The sequence below is a fragment of the Ruegeria sp. CDSB086 genome (assembly GCF_059611065.1).
In genome coordinates this window covers 1-14,325 of the sequence record NZ_JBXWOV010000002.1, presented here as the reverse complement: position 1 = coordinate 14,325, position 14,325 = coordinate 1, and the positions used below count along the sequence as shown (strand labels likewise).

The window sequence follows — 14,325 nt, the reverse complement described above, 5'->3', positions numbered from 1 at the left end:
CAACCAATTCCAGGCAGCGAGGGAAGCATGGACAAGAAGAAGCACCACAAGGAATTAGACGACGGGCGCATGGAAATCGACTTTTCTGACCGCCCGGTAAAGCTGGACGGGACTGAGGTCAAAAAGCTGATCATGCGGGAACCGACCGTCGAGGACCAGATCACCGCGCAACAAGCTACAAGCAACACGGCTGACGCAGAGGTCACGGTTTACGCAAACCTCTTGGAGCTGTCGCCTGAAAACGTCCGAGGGTTGACGCTGCGCCAATACAAGCGGTTGCAGGCGGCCTACGAAGATTTTTTGTCCTAGGCCGTAACCAAGTGCGGGCGGGTGTTCTGAGCCTCGCCCGGTTCACGGGCTGGGGCGCAGCGGAAATCTTGGCAATGCCGGTGAGCCGCTTTGTGTGGTGGATTGAAGGGTTGCCGAAAGAATGAGCAAGAAACAGCGCCTCAGTTCGACGATCACAATCGGATCTGTTCTTGAACAGTCCGTAAAGCAGAACATCGGCTTTCTGAAATCCGGCCTTGGCCAAGTTGGCGATTCCATCAAGGAAGTGACCCGCCGGCAGAAAGAACTCGACCGTCAGCGCGAGGTTCTGAAAAAGCAGGGCCAATCGGTCGAACACCTCGATCGCGAATACGAAAAGCTTGAACGCACCCTTAAGGATCTGCGCCGCGCGCAAGAGCGTTGGAACAACGCAGCGGCCGCCTCGCGTCGTGTCGGGTCGACCTGGCGCGACATGCGGTCAGAAGTGGGTCGTACCGCCCGTGCGGTAACCCTCGGGGCTACATTGGCAGGCGGGGCCGTGTTTGGGCTCGCGGCCTCAACGGCAAGCCTCGGCGATGATGTAGCCAAGACAGCGGACAAGCTGGGCATCGGCACCACTCAGTTGCAGGAACTACGCTATGCGGCCGAACGGTCGGGTGTGGCGACGGGTGCGTTCGATAACGCGCTTGAGAAGATGCAGAAGAACCTCGGCGAAGCCGCTGGGGGGACGGGGACAGCCAAAGACGCGTTGAAGGATCTCGGGCTGGCCGCCGAGGATCTTATCAAGTTGTCGCCAGATGAAGCACTTGCCCTGATTGCGGATCGCATGAGTAAGGTCGAGACCGCGGCTGAGCGTGCGGCGCTTGCCAACGACATTTTCGGGCGGTCGGGTATTGGCATGATCAACATGTTGCGCGGCGGGTCTAAAGGGCTGCAGCAGCTTCAATCCGATGCGCGCCGCACGGGCTATGTCCTGTCTGAAAAGGCTGCGCGCGAGGCCGAGGTGTTTCAGGATACCTTGCTTGATACCCAACTGGTCATGAAGGGGCTGAAAAACACCGTAGGGGCCGAGCTGCTACCGGTCGTGACGCAGGCCATGCGCAAGGTCGGAGATACGCTGGTCGACAACCGGGAAGACGTGCAGCGCTGGGCGGAAAGTTTCGCAGATGGCGTCGAGCGCGCCTTGCCGATCGTCGGGGAAGTCGCAAAAGGGATCGGCAGCGTTCTTGAGGTGACCGGTAGCGTTGTCGGCAAGACGGCGGAAATGGTGGGCGGCTGGGAAAATTTCGGGGTCATTATTGGCACGGTGTTAGCCGGGAAGACAATCGCGACCGTCGTTAAGTTTGGCTCGGCCGTGTTTAGTCTCGGCCGGGCAATGTTGGCCTTGGTTGGGGCAGGGCCGCTAGTGGTCGGGGTAGTGCGTGCCATAGGGGCTGCGATGATAGCGAACCCGATTGGCGCGACCATTGCGGTGATCGCAGGCGGTGCCGCTCTGATCTATCAGAACTGGGAAAAGGTCGAACCATACCTAAAACCTGTCATTGACTGGATGGGCGACAAGTTCCTTTGGCTCTGGGACAACGCGGGCAAACCTTTGATCGGCGGGTTGAGCAACGGCGTCGCCGCGATCGGAGATGCGTGGACCGGGCTGCAATCGTCTCTGGGTTCTGTTCTGGACTGGATAGGGGCAAAGTTCGAATGGCTATTGGGTAAAGTTCAGCCTGTTGTCGATGTTCTGAAATGGACCAAGGAAAAAGGTGCGTCGGTACTTGGCAGTCTGGGGCTTGGTGGCGAGGTTTCCAGTTCTGCCGCGAACACCGATCAAGCACCGGCCGGGGTGGGGCCAAATCGGCGCTTTGCCTTGGGTGGCTCCTTTTCCAAGGGTCCGATCATGGTCGGAGAAAAGGGCGCAGAAATGCGCTTTGAGAACCGAGCCGGCTACATTGCAAATAACCGCGACACCCAACGCCTGGCTGATCGAGCAGCCCGAGTGAATGCGTTGCTGTCCGGATCGTCTAGTCGACCATCCGCCCAAACCGCCGGCGGGGTCGTGCAGCACATAACACACCATATTTATGCGCAGGGCACCTCTGCCGAGGAAGTCATTCGCAAGATCAAACAGGAAGAACGGCGCGCGTCCAAAAACGCACTGTATGACGCTGCCGGGGCCATTGGGAACTTTGGGGGGTAGATCATGGCCGAGGTAATGATGCAGCTCGGGGCGTTCCAGTTCGAAATCGATACGGCGACCTATCAGAGCCTGACCCGATCAACGGAATACCGTTGGGCGCGGCAATCGCGGATTGGAACAAACGACGCCCTACAGTTCACGGGGCTTGGGTCCGAGACGATCGAGGTTGAGGGCGTGATCTATCCGCATTTTCGCGGTGGGCTTAGCCAGGTCAAAAAGATGCGGACGCAAGGCGCGCTGGGCATCCCTTACCCGCTGGTTTCCGGCATTGGCGACGTGCTGGGGCTTTGGGTGATCGAGGGCGTCACAGAGGGCCAAGCAGTGTTTGTGGCGCAGGGCATTCCACAACGGCAGGATTTCACAATGAGGATGGCACGGTATGACGGTGGCCCCAGATCAATACTACGTCTCGCGGGACGGTGACGTCCTCGATCAGATCGTCCGCGCCCACTACGTCGGCGAAGACGTCGAAAAGGTCGAAACAGTTCTTAAGGCCAACCCGGGACTTGCGGCACGCGGCGCCGTTCTTGACGCCGGGGTCCGGATATGGCTGCCAGAGCTACTATCTGAAACGGCACAAGAGACAGAACAACTATGGGGCTGACTGACTTTCGCCCATTGGTGCGCGTTGTTGTTGATGGCGTGCCGCTGTCGAATCTGGCGTTTTCCCAGCTTTCGGCGGTGCGAGTTACAGACGTTGCCGGGTTTGTGTCGGATGCGGCTGAGGTATCATTCGCCAATGTGACGCCGGCGTCTCGGTTCGTCATGCCCGAGCCCGGGGCAGAGATAGAGATTGCCATGGGCTACTTGGGCAAGTTCAAGTCCATGGGCTTGTTTGTGGCCGATGAAGTCGAGGAATCCAGCCCACCGCGCAATATCTCGATCGTGGGGCGCGCAAAGGCGCAGGGCGAGACCAAAGGCGGGCTGGCACCCATTCACCAGCAAAAGACGCGCTCTTGGGCTGCTGGAATGACATTGCGGGCGCTGGTCCAAACGATCGCCAGCGAAAACAATCTGAAAGCGGGCGTGACTGACGCGGCCAAGTCGATCGTCTTAGGGCATATTGACCAGCTCGACGAAAGCGATCTTTCGGTTCTGACGCGGATCGCATTAGCGCACGACCTCGTGGCAAAGCCTGCCGGCGGTGTTCTGTTCGTTGGGCGGCGCGGTGACGCGACGAAGGCCTCGGGTGGCGCTACACCGACCGTGACGTTGTTAGAAAGCGACGTTTCCCGATGGGCGATGCGGCGTGGGTTGGGCGAGGTCGCGGGCACAGTGATAGCGACGTATCGGGATCTGAAACTCAAACAGGATATTGAGGTCAAGATCGGTGACAAAGAGCCTGTGCGGCGTCTGCGTCAGAGGTTCGCGTCTGAGGCCGAGGCCCGAGCGATTGCCGAATCCGAGGCGCGGCGCGCGAGCCGGGCAAAAGAAACCCTAGAGTTCGAAATGCCTGGCAACCCCTCGATCGTCGCCGAGGGCAAGGTCGTGCCGATAGGATTTAGCACGGCCGCGTCTGGTGATTGGCTGGTGGCATCCGTGTCACATTCCGTTTCGGAGGCTGGCTATACGACTGCCGTGCGGGCTGAACGTCCAGAGTAGGGAACCGCCAGAGGAAACGGCGAAGAACGTCGGGCAGGGTGCACGAAACGCCATTACGAAAGAGCAGGCATGTCTATAGTCGAGTGGATCAAATTGCTTTGGCCGATGGCTGTATTACTTTTGGGTTTTATCATTCGGGTAGAGGTCGGGCAGACACTGACCAGATGGCGGAATCGCCAGTTCGAGCAGAATTTCAGAGATATCAAAGCCGAGACGGCGAAAGATATTGACGCGGTTCACGCCCGTCTGTCTCGACATGAAAACCAGACGAACAATTATCTCTCAGAAATCCGAAACGATATCAAAACACTGTTGGCCCGCGAAAAGTAGCAGAGCAACTATGTTGCGGTGCTAGTTTGAATATCCCGTATATTTTGAGATTAACTCCAAGTAGCCAAGAGTCTTTTCGATTTGTATATCTCGATCGAGTTTGCATGGTGGGTTGCATCGATGTTCGCAAACACCGAGGTCGTGGCTTAGAGCTGACGTTAAATGGTCACAGCAGTTTGCGGTGTACTCATCTCCGCCGCCGAGTTCGACCCTGCACCGAATGTACATCGCCCTACGTGTGTTGTCGTTTATGCCCTCTCCGGTGGGCTTGGGTAAACAAATACTATTATCGCTAAACATATAACCCACAATTTGTCCTTGGTTGTTCTTCCAGCATGGATGCGTTTGTGCTGCCGAAGGTGTGGCGAGAGCGAAACTGATCGAGAACATCAAAACTAAATGCGCGAAACCCTTCATCGTTAATCTCCTTGCTAAAAAAGAAAATTATACCATAAATCGGTGGATTTGTCTGTAACGGTGGCACTCGATTTACACTTGTCGCTGGAGTACGGCGTTGCCTTTCTCGTTATCAGAGATAGCCGCCGTTTCCCGGTCTTGAAGCCGTTGGAAAAGGGTCAAAAATCGGAACAATTAGGGGTTTTGGCGCGAACAAAGCGTTTAGCGCTGCCCTCCGAAGGCAGAGGTTATTCGCAACTGCGGAACTCCTCATTTTCAAAGTAACCACCGTAGAAGGAGAAGGTTTGCCTGACCGTATGCTTAAACGCCGTCGCATCTATATCTATGTTCATATCAGTCGCAAGAAGCTGAATTTCCTTTTGTACATAGACCGGTGTAGAAAAGTTGAAGGTCACGGTTATGTTATATTTTTCCTTACTTCGGTCGACACCTTTAAGCCGGAACGCAATCAAGTTTCCAGATGCGCTGCGTGGCGTCATGAACCCAACACTTGGGTCGTCATTAAACAGAAAAGGTTCGATCGTCCCTTTGTCTTCACCCAATGGCCCAACGCCCCGGACTTCGATCTGCCCAGTGCTTACAAAAGTGGAAAAACTGGACTGGTTTAAGAAACAGAAGTTTACGACCGAGTGCGACGCAGAACTTGAGGCAGATGTCGCAAAAACCTCAACATTTGGGCTTGCTAATTGCACCAACTCCAAGAACTTTAGTCTCTGGTCTATTCTGTTCTTTGTTTTCTCTTGCTCACCTAAGGCTAGTTCAATTTCGTTAAGAGACGCAGTTTGCTGTTGGGCTTCTTTTTGAATCTTCAGTAAGTCTTCCTCTATCTTCAAGCGTGCTTCTTCGAGGTTGTTACCTCGGTAGCCGGAGTAGTAGACAGAATAGCCTGATGCGACTGTCGACGCTAAGAGCAAGAGGTACACGATAATTTTTTCGTACCACTTCCAACCATCCGGTGCCGTGTTGATGCCCATGCGCAAAATGCCTTTGAATAAAATCCTAAATTCATCCTGTACTCAAATATACGAAAAAACAAAACCGTCGAATTTGTTTGATTGCGCCCACTCACACTTTCACGTTCCGTTCTTGGTATGTTTGTGTGAGTAGAAACGGATAAGGTGCTGAAATTATTGAAAGTCGTTAGAATTCAAAATCCTCTGCATGGAGAGTCTCGCGTTAGCAGTTGTAGGAACATCTCGTGCCGCCACTAATCGGCAGGGACCAAAACGGAAGCCACGGCATTCAATACCTTTTTATGGGAAGGGATATAGTGTGGTGCCAGAAATCTGAAAACCAATGCCCAATTCATGTAGTCCTTGTCATCGGGCGCCTGGTATCGATCCCGCGGAAGCTCAAGAAGTTCTGGCGCAGTGTCTTGAATGACGGAATTCATCTGCGCACCGAGCTGTCTTTCATCGAGCATGACCCTTAGATCTCTACTTTCATCGCTCTCCCACCTTCTTTTACCTTCTTCGGGGGTTAGAAAGGCCCTTGGAAGTTGATTTTGTTGTACTGTTTCGGAGACTTCTTGGAAGGCTAGAAAAACCAACAATGAAGTATCAAGCGGACGATCAGAATAGCAGCGTAACGCCATTTCTACTTTCAACAATACTCGCTTGACCTTTCGCATCGACAAACCGGAAAGCTCAGAAAGCTCTCCTGCCAGTGCCGCCGCATGATCCAAAGAAAATTCTGGAGTATCAGCAAAAGGTATCGCTACCGGAAGGTTTTTTGCCAGTTCGGTTACTGCCTGTTTGAACGTTTCTTTCTCAGGGTTAAGAGCAAGGCGTATATCTACAAACTTGTCCAAATACTTCTCATCATTTGTAGGTGAGCCAAACTGATGCTTTGCAAGTCGTTCGAGATAGTCCGCGTTGACCATCAAACAAAAAACAAATCCCGACTGGTCGAAAATCAGCTTCATTGCCTCCAGAAACGCTAGTGCGTAGTCAGGATGACAGCGATCAAGTTCATCAATCAACACTACAACTCGGTCGGTGTCCTGATCTTGTACCAGTGCCTTGCGAAGCGCGCTTAATTGTTGAGGTAATTCGTCCCGTCGAACTTTTTCAGCGGCCATCTGGGTGGCTATAAGCTGACCGGCGGCTTTTGACATACCCTCGCCAAGGTCCTTAACGATGCCGTCGAGTGCATCAAACTCGCCAAGGGCATCTATAGCTTTGTCTGAAATCAGATCAATTACTTCGTCTGCTCCTGATCGAAGCAGTACTCGAGCTGTAGCTCTTGCCCCGACAGCACCAATACGTTTTGCTGAACGAAGCGCTTCTTGTGCTTTGTCAGCATTTTTATTGGGCACAGCTTCTACAAGTGCTCCTAGTAACGTGATGACTGGATCACCTGAGTGATCTGATTGCAGTACGTCCACCTCAACAACAACTTCACCAGCTTGTTTGAGATGCTTTGACCAAGCCTTTCGAAAGAAAGTTTTCCCCCTCCCAAAACCAGCTTCAATGGATATTACTTTGGTGGAGTCAATCGATTTGACTAAGTTGGTGAATGCCGTTCCGATACTTCCAAAATCAAGTAAATCGCCATCCCAGGGTTCTTCTAAATTCATGCCTGATTATCTTCCTAGTATTCTAATTTAATAGCATTGTTATCGCTGTTTAGATGGTTGGGGAAGGGACGACTAAACCTTGTATGGTCCTCCACGGACAAGACGTTGTTAGCGAGTTGTTCCGTTGCCGCTACAGTAAAATCAACGCATAGAACAGTTTCCCACGTTCGACCATTGTTCACGGTTTGTCGTGGGAAATCTTGTAGCTAAGGTTTTGAAAGGTCTCAATCTACGCCAGCCTTGAAAACCGTTGAACGTGAGAGCGTTCCCAGGGTTCGAATCCCTGTCTCCCCGCCACTCATACCTGTCTCACTTCAGTTGTGTTTTCTGACCCGGAATTGTTCCGCAATTCCCGCGAGTTGGCCCGTGCGCATTCAATCAGAGACGGAGCAGATCGTACACTCAGAGCGTAATTCCGGCCGCAGTCTCAGTGCCGCATTTTGGCGGGGTCGCTTTGGGCTGGATTTCCCTGATAACCTGCAATTTACAGGGAATTTCTGCAAAACAGGTCTGAGTTCCGTCATTTCACCTGTCGGAACTGCATGTTTTTCAGAGGTTTATGTTGCAAATTCCCTAAAAAGTGGAACAGGGAATTTTCTCGCGGGAACAGGGAATTGTTCCGCCGGATCAGGGAGGGCGAACCCTGCATCAGGGACGCAGGATCTGGAGCTATCAAAAGCCGAACAGGCGTTCCTGTTCAGCCCAGTCAAGTGGGTGGGGCACGCTGACCAGACGCTTGAGTGTAAGTTCGGGTGGCTGGGTGCCGTCGAGAATCGCGGCCTGAATCTTCGGTGAGAGAAAGGCGAGCTGGGCGCGGGTGCGGATGAAGGCGCCAGGGACGCTTTCGCGGCGCGCAATTTCCATTAGCTGAACTCCGGCTTTCAGATCGCGCGCCCAGCCATGGGCGCGGATCAGCATGGACCTGAGGTGGGGATCGGGTTGGGGTGTCATGTCTCCAGCGATGACCTTGGCCTCGGCGCCGCGGCGGCGCAGATCGAAAGACGCGGTGATGTGTGTGAGATCAGTGTGCATAAGATCTGCAGCGATGCCCAGTAAGATTGCCAGGGTTTCGGGGTTCAGTTCGAGGTCGATCTGTCCTCGTGCAATTCCACCGCGGGCCAGAATATCAACGCCGACCTGACCGCCTTGGCCTTGGAGCCGGGTCACCAAATCGGCAACTGAAGTCTGAACTGCCTCGGCTGACCCGGCCTCCGGCTGCGCCAGTATCTGGTGCGCGGCGGCGGCGTCTTGCAGATGTCTGACGATGACATCAATGACCGCGTTTTCCAGCGCCGGGCCGGGCAGTCGCCAGCCGGAAGTATCCTTGCCGCCCGAGATCAGTCTGTTGGAGACATAGTAGCGCAACCGTCGGCCTTTGCGCGTGGTGTGGGTCGGCGTCAACCGATCACCAGTTTCGTCCTGCAGCAGACCGGTGAGCCAGGCGCCGGGGTCATTGGAATGTTGGCGCGTATCGGAGCCGCCGCGTGCCCGAGAACGATTGGAGGCCTGCCGCATCTTCTCTTGCACCCGGTCCCAATCGCCTTGGTCGATGATCGCCGGGTGTTGCCCGTCCCAGATCTTATCCTTGTGGCGAATTTTTCCGAGATAAACCGGGTTGCGCAGCAGGTAATAGATTTGACCCCGTGACAGTGGACAATCCCCTTTTATGCTTCCATCCGCCCGAACAACCCGCTTCGACCGCAGGTTGTCTGCTGTTGCCCGTTCTTCTACTTTGCGCAGGCATCCCAGCCCGCCATAAAGCCCAAAGAGATGCCGGACCGTTCTGGCCTCCTCCTCATTCACCACCAGCGTTCTTGCTTTTGGATCGGGGTGGCGGTCATAGCCGAGAGGCAGGTTGCCACCCATCCAAAGCCCCTTTTTCTTAGACGCTGCAATCTTGTCACGAATACGTTCGGCGGTGACTTCCCGTTCAAACTGAGCAAAGGACAGCAGTACATTCAGGGTCAACCGACCCATGGAGGAAGAGGTGTTGAATGCTTGTGTGACGGACACAAAAGAACAGTTCGCCTGTTCCAGCCGGTCGACCAGCTTGGAGAAGTCGGCGAGCGATCGGGTCAGCCGGTCGATCTTGTAGACCACAACCATGTCGATGCGCCCTGCATCGATCTCTTCAAGAAGGCGCTGAAGTGCAGGGCGCTCTAGGGTGCCGCCCGACAGGCCACCGTCATCGTAGCGCTCGGCCAACAGGGTCCAGCCTTCATGTCGCTGGCTGGCGACATAGGCTGCGCAGGCCTCATACTGCGCATCCAGCGAATTGAAACCCTGGTCCAGCCCATCTTCTGAGGACTTGCGCGTGTAGATCGCGCATCTGATTTTGCGGCGCGGGCTCATTTGGCCCCCTTGCCGGTGAGTCCGAAAAAACGCGGCCCCGACCAATGCGCGCCGGTAATCTCTCGGGCGATGGCCGAGAGCGAGCGATAGGACCGACTGTTCCAACTGAAGCCGTCTTCTGTCACATCGACAACATGGGTCACGCGATTCCACTCGCGCAACAGGCGTCCGCCGGGCTTTAGGGCAGGGCATGTGGGCCGGAGTTTCTTCTCAAAGCCCTTTTCCAGCGTGGCTTTGACCTGCCGGGGTAGCCCGCCATGACAGCGGGACTGCATCTCAAAAGCGATAAAACGGCGCAGGAAGGGTTGGCTGAGCATGGCGGGCGCCGGTTGATCAAACAGTTGCTCCCAAAGCGTGACCAGATCCGATCGACCCATGGCGGCAAGATCGGCGACATCGCTCGTCTTGGTCATGGCTCGCCGCCTTTGTTTGCTGTGAGGTGATATGCGGAAAAACCATGTGACTTGTCGGATTCGCGCCGTTCGATTGTGACGCCTTTTTTCCGCAGACCGCTTATAGCTGCTCGGACCGAATGAGGCTGCCACCCCGTTGCTTTGCAGAGCGCCTCAAGGCTGGCGCCGCTCGGGCGACGCAACAAGGCTTGCACCTTGTCGATTTTGGTTTGTTTGGATTTGGACATGTATTGTCTCCTCTGATCCGGGGCTGGCGGAATGCCGAACCCTGGTACTGAGGAGCGCCCGAATGGCTCGGGCGTGGGTTCAGTGATGCGTGGTTCACAGCAACAGTCCAGCGCTTTCTGGGGCGAGCTCTGGAGGGGTGTGTTTTGCAGGGCGTTGCTGCCGTACCCCCGATTATTCGTCAACAATCTTAATCGGTTACTTTTTGTTTGGGGGTTGCGTATCGTAGTGATGGCGCCTACATTCAACCCAATCGCCCGGACTATCAGGGCGGGAAACTGCTCCCGCAGGCAGCACTCATTGGAAACACAGGTTTCCGCAGAGAGCATTCAAAGGAGCAACGTCTCGGATCGATAGGTCCGGGGAGTTGCGATTTGTGCTCTCTCCGATTTTCCAACGCGATCCCTCCATCTCGGCGTCCATATGGCGCCAAGCAAAAGGGGGCGAATATGCCTGCCAAGAAACCACAGAGCGACGCCACGGCGTCCAATGCGCCGATCTGGATGGCGGAAAAAGTTATCCAATCCCAGATCAGCCAGATCAAGCCCTACGCCAACAACAACCGCGTGCACGCGGCCAAGAATATTGACAAGCTGAAAGCTTCGGTGGCCCAGTTTGGGTTCGTCACCCCGATCCTGTTGGATGCTAGCGGTACTATTATTGCGGGCCATGGCCGCTATGAAGCCGCCAAGGCCCTGGGGTTGATGTCCGTTCCGACTGTTGTCGCGGGTCACCTGTCAGATGCAGAAGTTCGTGCTTTGCGCATCGCGGATAACAAGCTGGCGGAACTGTCGGACTGGAACGAAGCGGCGCTGCAGATCGAATTTGCCGAGCTGACGGACCTCAGCCTTGATGGTGAACTGGACTTTGATCTGGATATCACCGGGTTCGAGGCACCGGAGATCGACATCCTCATCGATAGTACGGGCGAGGCCACGGAGACGGAAGCGGAGACTGTAGAGGCCCCGGACCCTACGGCACCCGTAATCACGCAGCCGGGCGATCTTTGGGTTCTTGGAGATCATCGCATCTTCTGCGGGGATGCCTTGCAAGCGCATAGCTACGACACATTGCTGGATGGCGAGAGCCCGCAGATGGTCTTCACCGATCCTCCTTACAACGTACCGGTCAATGGGCATGTCCGCAGTGGCGCCAGTGGCGATCACCGCGAGTTTGCCATGGCGTCCGGAGAAATGTCGGACAGCGAGTTCCGTGGCTTTCTCTCGGACGTGATCAACCGGCTGATTGTATATCTGCCGGACGGAGGTATCGTGATGATCTGTATGGACTGGCGTCACATCGAAGAACTGATTGCGGCGGGCAAAGCAGGTGGATTGGACCTCATCAATCTCTGCGTCTGGAACAAGACGAACGGAGGCATGGGCAGCCTTTACCGATCTAAGCACGAGCTGGTTTGCATCTTTAAGAAGCCCGGTGCGCCGCATATCAACAATGTCGAACTGGGCAAACACGGGCGCAATCGAGCCAATGTTTGGGATTATGCCGGTGTGAACAGCTTTGGGGCAGGGCGCGAGGCGGATCTCGCGGATCATCCCACGGTGAAGCCGACAGCTTTGGTGGCAGATGCCATCATGGATGTGAGCCATCGCGGCGCTGTCGTGTTGGACGCCTTTGGCGGGTCCGGCGCGACCTTGCTGGCAGCTGAGAAAATCGGGCGCCGGGCGCGGCTCATTGAGCTCGACCCGGCCTATGTCGATGTCGCCATCCGCCGCTGGCAGGAGATGACTGGTGAGAACGCCGTGCACGCGGTGACCGGCCAGACGTTCGATGCGCATTCTGCGGCAACCAATGCCACCTCAGAGCTGGAGGCGGATCATGTCTGACGATACGAAAGAGTTTGAGGTGGGCTACGGCAAGCCGCCCAAAGCGACCCAATTCAAGAAAGGCCAATCCGGCAATCCGAAAGGACGACCGAAAGCCTCGAAGAATGTTGGGTCGATGCTTGAGGAAGTCTTCTTTCGGAAAATCCCGATCACCGAGAATGGATCACGCCGCGAGGTCACTATGCTGGAAGCAATCCTGCGCCAGCTGGTGAATGGGGCAGTTAAGGGCGAGATGCGTTCGATTGACCGGGTTCTCAAACTGTTGCCTGCGGTTCAGGAGGCACGTGCTGCAGAGTTGGCGGGTGGCGAAGGTGCATCAGCGGCCGACTCCGGTTCAGATCTGGCCGCCCTGGAAGTGCTGGCGGATATGTTTGGCAGCGATCCGGATCAGCTTTTTGCAAGCATCCAGGGAGGCATCGACGATGAATGCCCTGAATTCTGATGATCGCAAAAGACTGGCAGAGGCTGCGATGCGTGAAAACCTCTACGCATTCCTTGCGGGCAGTTTTGGTATCTTGTGTCCGGGTGAGAGGCTTGCCCGAGCCCCTTACCTGGAGGCCATGTGTTACGCCCTTCAGCGTGTGGCCTCTGGTGAGTGCCAACGGTTGATGATCTCGATAGCCCCTCGGCATCTGAAATCGATCTGTGGATCTGTTTTGTTGCCAGCCTTTGAGCTTGGACGCGATCCGGCAAAGAAAGTGGTTGTTGTCAGTTACGGCAAAGATCTGGCGCGCGAACATGCCGAACAGTTTCGACGGCTGGTAACCAGTCGGTTCTATCAGCGCCTGTTTCCAAAGATGAAGGTCGATCCCAAACACAACCGGTTCGAACATATGAAAACCACTAAAGGAGGCGGGCGCAAATCGGTCTCTCTTGGCGGAGGTATCACTGGCTTCGGTGCAAACCTCATTATCATCGACGATCTGGGTAAACCCTCCGAAATGCGCCACGATACGTACCGGCAGGAGTTGCGTGACTTCTTCGACCAGACCCTATTCTCACGGCTGAACGACAAGCGCACGGACCGTATTGTCTCGATCCAGCAGCGATTGCACCCGGATGACTTCTCCGCCTACCTTTTGGAAAAGGACACGTTTGACCATCTATGTTTGCCGTCGATCGCGGAGATCCCTGAAGAGATCTCGCTCTACAACAATAGTGTGCTGAAGCGTCGGCCAGGGGACTTGTTGAACCCAGAGCGGGAACCGCAGGAGGTTCTTGATCGGATCAAGGCCGACATAGGCAATTTTGCTTTCCAGGCGCAGTATCAACAGAACCCCACAGACGGTGAAAACGAATTTCTCTCAATGTCCGATTTGCATCTGGTGGAAACCTTGCCGGACGAAAGCGTGTTTGTCCGGCGGGTCCAGAGCTGGGATACAGCGGCGAAGGATAGTCCGCGTTCGGACTTTACGGTGGGGCTGACCTTTGGTTGGCATGCGTATGAAGAAAGATGGTACTTACTCGACGTCTTTCGGGCTCGAACGAACTATACGGAGGTGCGGAACGCTGTTCTTCGATTGCGCAAGCAATGGCGCGCTGACAGAGTCCTGATCGAGTCCTCGGCGATGGGCATCCACTTGCTTGATGAGTTGAAACGCACCGCAGCAGGCGTCTTCATGCCCGTCAATGTGGTCAGCAGCAAGCTGGATCGCTTCATCCCACAGACCGACTGGATTAGATCCGGCAAGTTGGTCATCCCCACGGACAAGCCCTGGTTTGATGAGTTCCGCAGGGAACTGCTGGCGTTTCCGGATGCTCTCAAAGATGATCAGGTGGATGCTCTGACCCAGTTCGCCGAATACATGCGTCGAAGCCAAGGCACATACCTCGATACTGATCCTTACACCGGTCGCCGCCAAGGCAACTATCGACCCGAACGACCAAGAAGGGAAGACCGCATGCGGTTCTGACGCCACGCGAGAGCGCTTTCCAGCGACCTGGGGTTGGGTATCACGGCTTCGAACTCATACGTCAGCGATGAAGCGCAAGGCTGACGTTGGTGCTAATTGCAGCGAAGGTCTGCTCTGAGCCCAAAGCGGAATTGCTTTGCCACGAACATTGGCAGCTAAAGAAACGCAAGTAACTAAGTCCGCGGATATGAAG

The 14,325-nt window shown here is 55.2% G+C and carries 14 protein-coding genes; 9 read left to right on the top strand and 5 right to left on the bottom strand.

The window, feature by feature from the left end:
* Positions 1 to 27 precede the first annotated feature (27 nt).
* The 6 genes from AC2FIO_RS03590 (at position 28) to AC2FIO_RS03565 (ending at position 4,390) form a co-directional block, all read left to right on the top strand.
* Positions 28 to 309, top strand: coding sequence for a phage tail assembly protein (locus AC2FIO_RS03590; RefSeq protein WP_496695687.1), 282 nt, complete (start codon positions 28 to 30; stop codon positions 307 to 309).
* 121 nt (positions 310 to 430) lie between these two features.
* Entirely contained in the window at positions 431 to 2,458 is a 2,028-nt protein-coding gene (locus tag AC2FIO_RS03585; RefSeq protein ID WP_496695685.1) for a phage tail tape measure protein, read from the top strand.
* Between the two features lie 3 nt (positions 2,459 to 2,461).
* Positions 2,462 to 2,881, top strand: coding sequence for a phage tail protein (locus AC2FIO_RS03580; protein WP_496695683.1), 420 nt, complete (start codon positions 2,462 to 2,464; stop codon positions 2,879 to 2,881).
* A complete protein-coding gene (locus tag AC2FIO_RS03575; protein WP_496695681.1) occupies positions 2,838 to 3,062 on the top strand; it encodes a tail protein X in 225 nt (74 codons plus the stop codon). The genes AC2FIO_RS03580 and AC2FIO_RS03575 overlap by 44 nt, the downstream gene beginning before the upstream one ends.
* Entirely contained in the window at positions 3,053 to 4,060 is a 1,008-nt protein-coding gene (locus tag AC2FIO_RS03570) for a phage late control D family protein (protein ID WP_496695679.1), read from the top strand. Before AC2FIO_RS03575 ends, AC2FIO_RS03570 begins: the two co-directional genes overlap by 10 nt.
* Positions 4,061 to 4,165: 105 nt before the next feature.
* Positions 4,166 to 4,390 (top strand): hypothetical protein, encoded by a 225-nt coding sequence (locus AC2FIO_RS03565; protein ID WP_496695677.1) that lies wholly within the window; start codon positions 4,166 to 4,168, stop codon positions 4,388 to 4,390.
* Between the two features lie 644 nt (positions 4,391 to 5,034).
* Here the strand turns inward: AC2FIO_RS03565 and AC2FIO_RS03560 are convergent.
* From AC2FIO_RS03560 to AC2FIO_RS03540, 5 genes are all read right to left on the bottom strand, one after another.
* Positions 5,035 to 5,781 carry a hypothetical protein gene (locus AC2FIO_RS03560; protein WP_496695675.1) on the bottom strand — a complete coding sequence of 249 codons (747 nt, stop codon included), beginning with the start codon at positions 5,779 to 5,781 and terminating at the stop codon, positions 5,035 to 5,037.
* Positions 5,782 to 6,014: 233 nt separating this feature from the next.
* Entirely contained in the window at positions 6,015 to 7,385 is a 1,371-nt protein-coding gene (locus AC2FIO_RS03555) for a KAP family P-loop NTPase fold protein (protein WP_496695673.1), read from the bottom strand.
* 672 nt (positions 7,386 to 8,057) lie between these two features.
* On the bottom strand, positions 8,058 to 9,737 hold the full coding sequence (locus AC2FIO_RS03550) for a recombinase family protein (RefSeq protein WP_496695671.1): 1,680 nt from the start codon (positions 9,735 to 9,737) through the stop codon (positions 8,058 to 8,060).
* Positions 9,734 to 10,150: a DUF2924 domain-containing protein gene (locus AC2FIO_RS03545; RefSeq protein WP_496695669.1), complete on the bottom strand. Its 417-nt coding sequence runs from the start codon at positions 10,148 to 10,150 to the stop codon at positions 9,734 to 9,736. Before AC2FIO_RS03545 ends, AC2FIO_RS03550 begins: the two co-directional genes overlap by 4 nt.
* Entirely contained in the window at positions 10,147 to 10,377 is a 231-nt protein-coding gene (locus AC2FIO_RS03540) for a DUF3489 domain-containing protein (RefSeq protein WP_496695667.1), read from the bottom strand. Before AC2FIO_RS03540 ends, AC2FIO_RS03545 begins: the two co-directional genes overlap by 4 nt.
* 447 nt (positions 10,378 to 10,824) lie before the next feature.
* On the opposite strand from AC2FIO_RS03540, the gene AC2FIO_RS03535 reads away from it, so the two are divergent.
* The 3 genes from AC2FIO_RS03535 to terL are packed head-to-tail and all read left to right on the top strand — an operon-like array spanning position 10,825 to position 14,132.
* Positions 10,825 to 12,219, top strand: coding sequence for a site-specific DNA-methyltransferase (locus tag AC2FIO_RS03535; protein WP_496695665.1), 1,395 nt, complete (start codon positions 10,825 to 10,827; stop codon positions 12,217 to 12,219).
* Entirely contained in the window at positions 12,212 to 12,661 is a 450-nt protein-coding gene (locus AC2FIO_RS03530) for a DUF5681 domain-containing protein (RefSeq protein WP_496695663.1), read from the top strand. Before AC2FIO_RS03535 ends, AC2FIO_RS03530 begins: the two co-directional genes overlap by 8 nt.
* The gene (terL, locus tag AC2FIO_RS03525) at positions 12,642 to 14,132 is read left to right on the top strand and encodes a phage terminase large subunit (protein WP_496695661.1); all 1,491 of its coding nucleotides are present in this window, start codon (positions 12,642 to 12,644) and stop codon (positions 14,130 to 14,132) included. Before AC2FIO_RS03530 ends, terL begins: the two co-directional genes overlap by 20 nt.
* Positions 14,133 to 14,325 lie beyond the last annotated feature (193 nt).

Coding starts and splice junctions, on each gene's coding strand:
- AC2FIO_RS03585 (WP_496695685.1), top strand. CDS start 431: ATGAGCAAGAAACAGCGCCTCAGTTCGACGATCACAATCGGATCTGTT.
- AC2FIO_RS03560 (WP_496695675.1), bottom strand. CDS start 5,781: ATGGGCATCAACACGGCACCGGATGGTTGGAAGTGGTACGAAAAAATT.
- AC2FIO_RS03565 (WP_496695677.1), top strand. CDS start 4,166: ATGGCTGTATTACTTTTGGGTTTTATCATTCGGGTAGAGGTCGGGCAG.
- AC2FIO_RS03545 (WP_496695669.1), bottom strand. CDS start 10,150: ATGACCAAGACGAGCGATGTCGCCGATCTTGCCGCCATGGGTCGATCG.
- AC2FIO_RS03535 (WP_496695665.1), top strand. CDS start 10,825: ATGCCTGCCAAGAAACCACAGAGCGACGCCACGGCGTCCAATGCGCCG.
- AC2FIO_RS03580 (WP_496695683.1), top strand. CDS start 2,462: ATGGCCGAGGTAATGATGCAGCTCGGGGCGTTCCAGTTCGAAATCGAT.
- AC2FIO_RS03550 (WP_496695671.1), bottom strand. CDS start 9,737: ATGAGCCCGCGCCGCAAAATCAGATGCGCGATCTACACGCGCAAGTCC.
- AC2FIO_RS03575 (WP_496695681.1), top strand. CDS start 2,838: ATGACGGTGGCCCCAGATCAATACTACGTCTCGCGGGACGGTGACGTC.
- terL (WP_496695661.1), top strand. CDS start 12,642: ATGAATGCCCTGAATTCTGATGATCGCAAAAGACTGGCAGAGGCTGCG.
- AC2FIO_RS03540 (WP_496695667.1), bottom strand. CDS start 10,377: ATGTCCAAATCCAAACAAACCAAAATCGACAAGGTGCAAGCCTTGTTG.
- AC2FIO_RS03555 (WP_496695673.1), bottom strand. CDS start 7,385: ATGAATTTAGAAGAACCCTGGGATGGCGATTTACTTGATTTTGGAAGT.
- AC2FIO_RS03530 (WP_496695663.1), top strand. CDS start 12,212: ATGTCTGACGATACGAAAGAGTTTGAGGTGGGCTACGGCAAGCCGCCC.
- AC2FIO_RS03570 (WP_496695679.1), top strand. CDS start 3,053: ATGGGGCTGACTGACTTTCGCCCATTGGTGCGCGTTGTTGTTGATGGC.
- AC2FIO_RS03590 (WP_496695687.1), top strand. CDS start 28: ATGGACAAGAAGAAGCACCACAAGGAATTAGACGACGGGCGCATGGAA.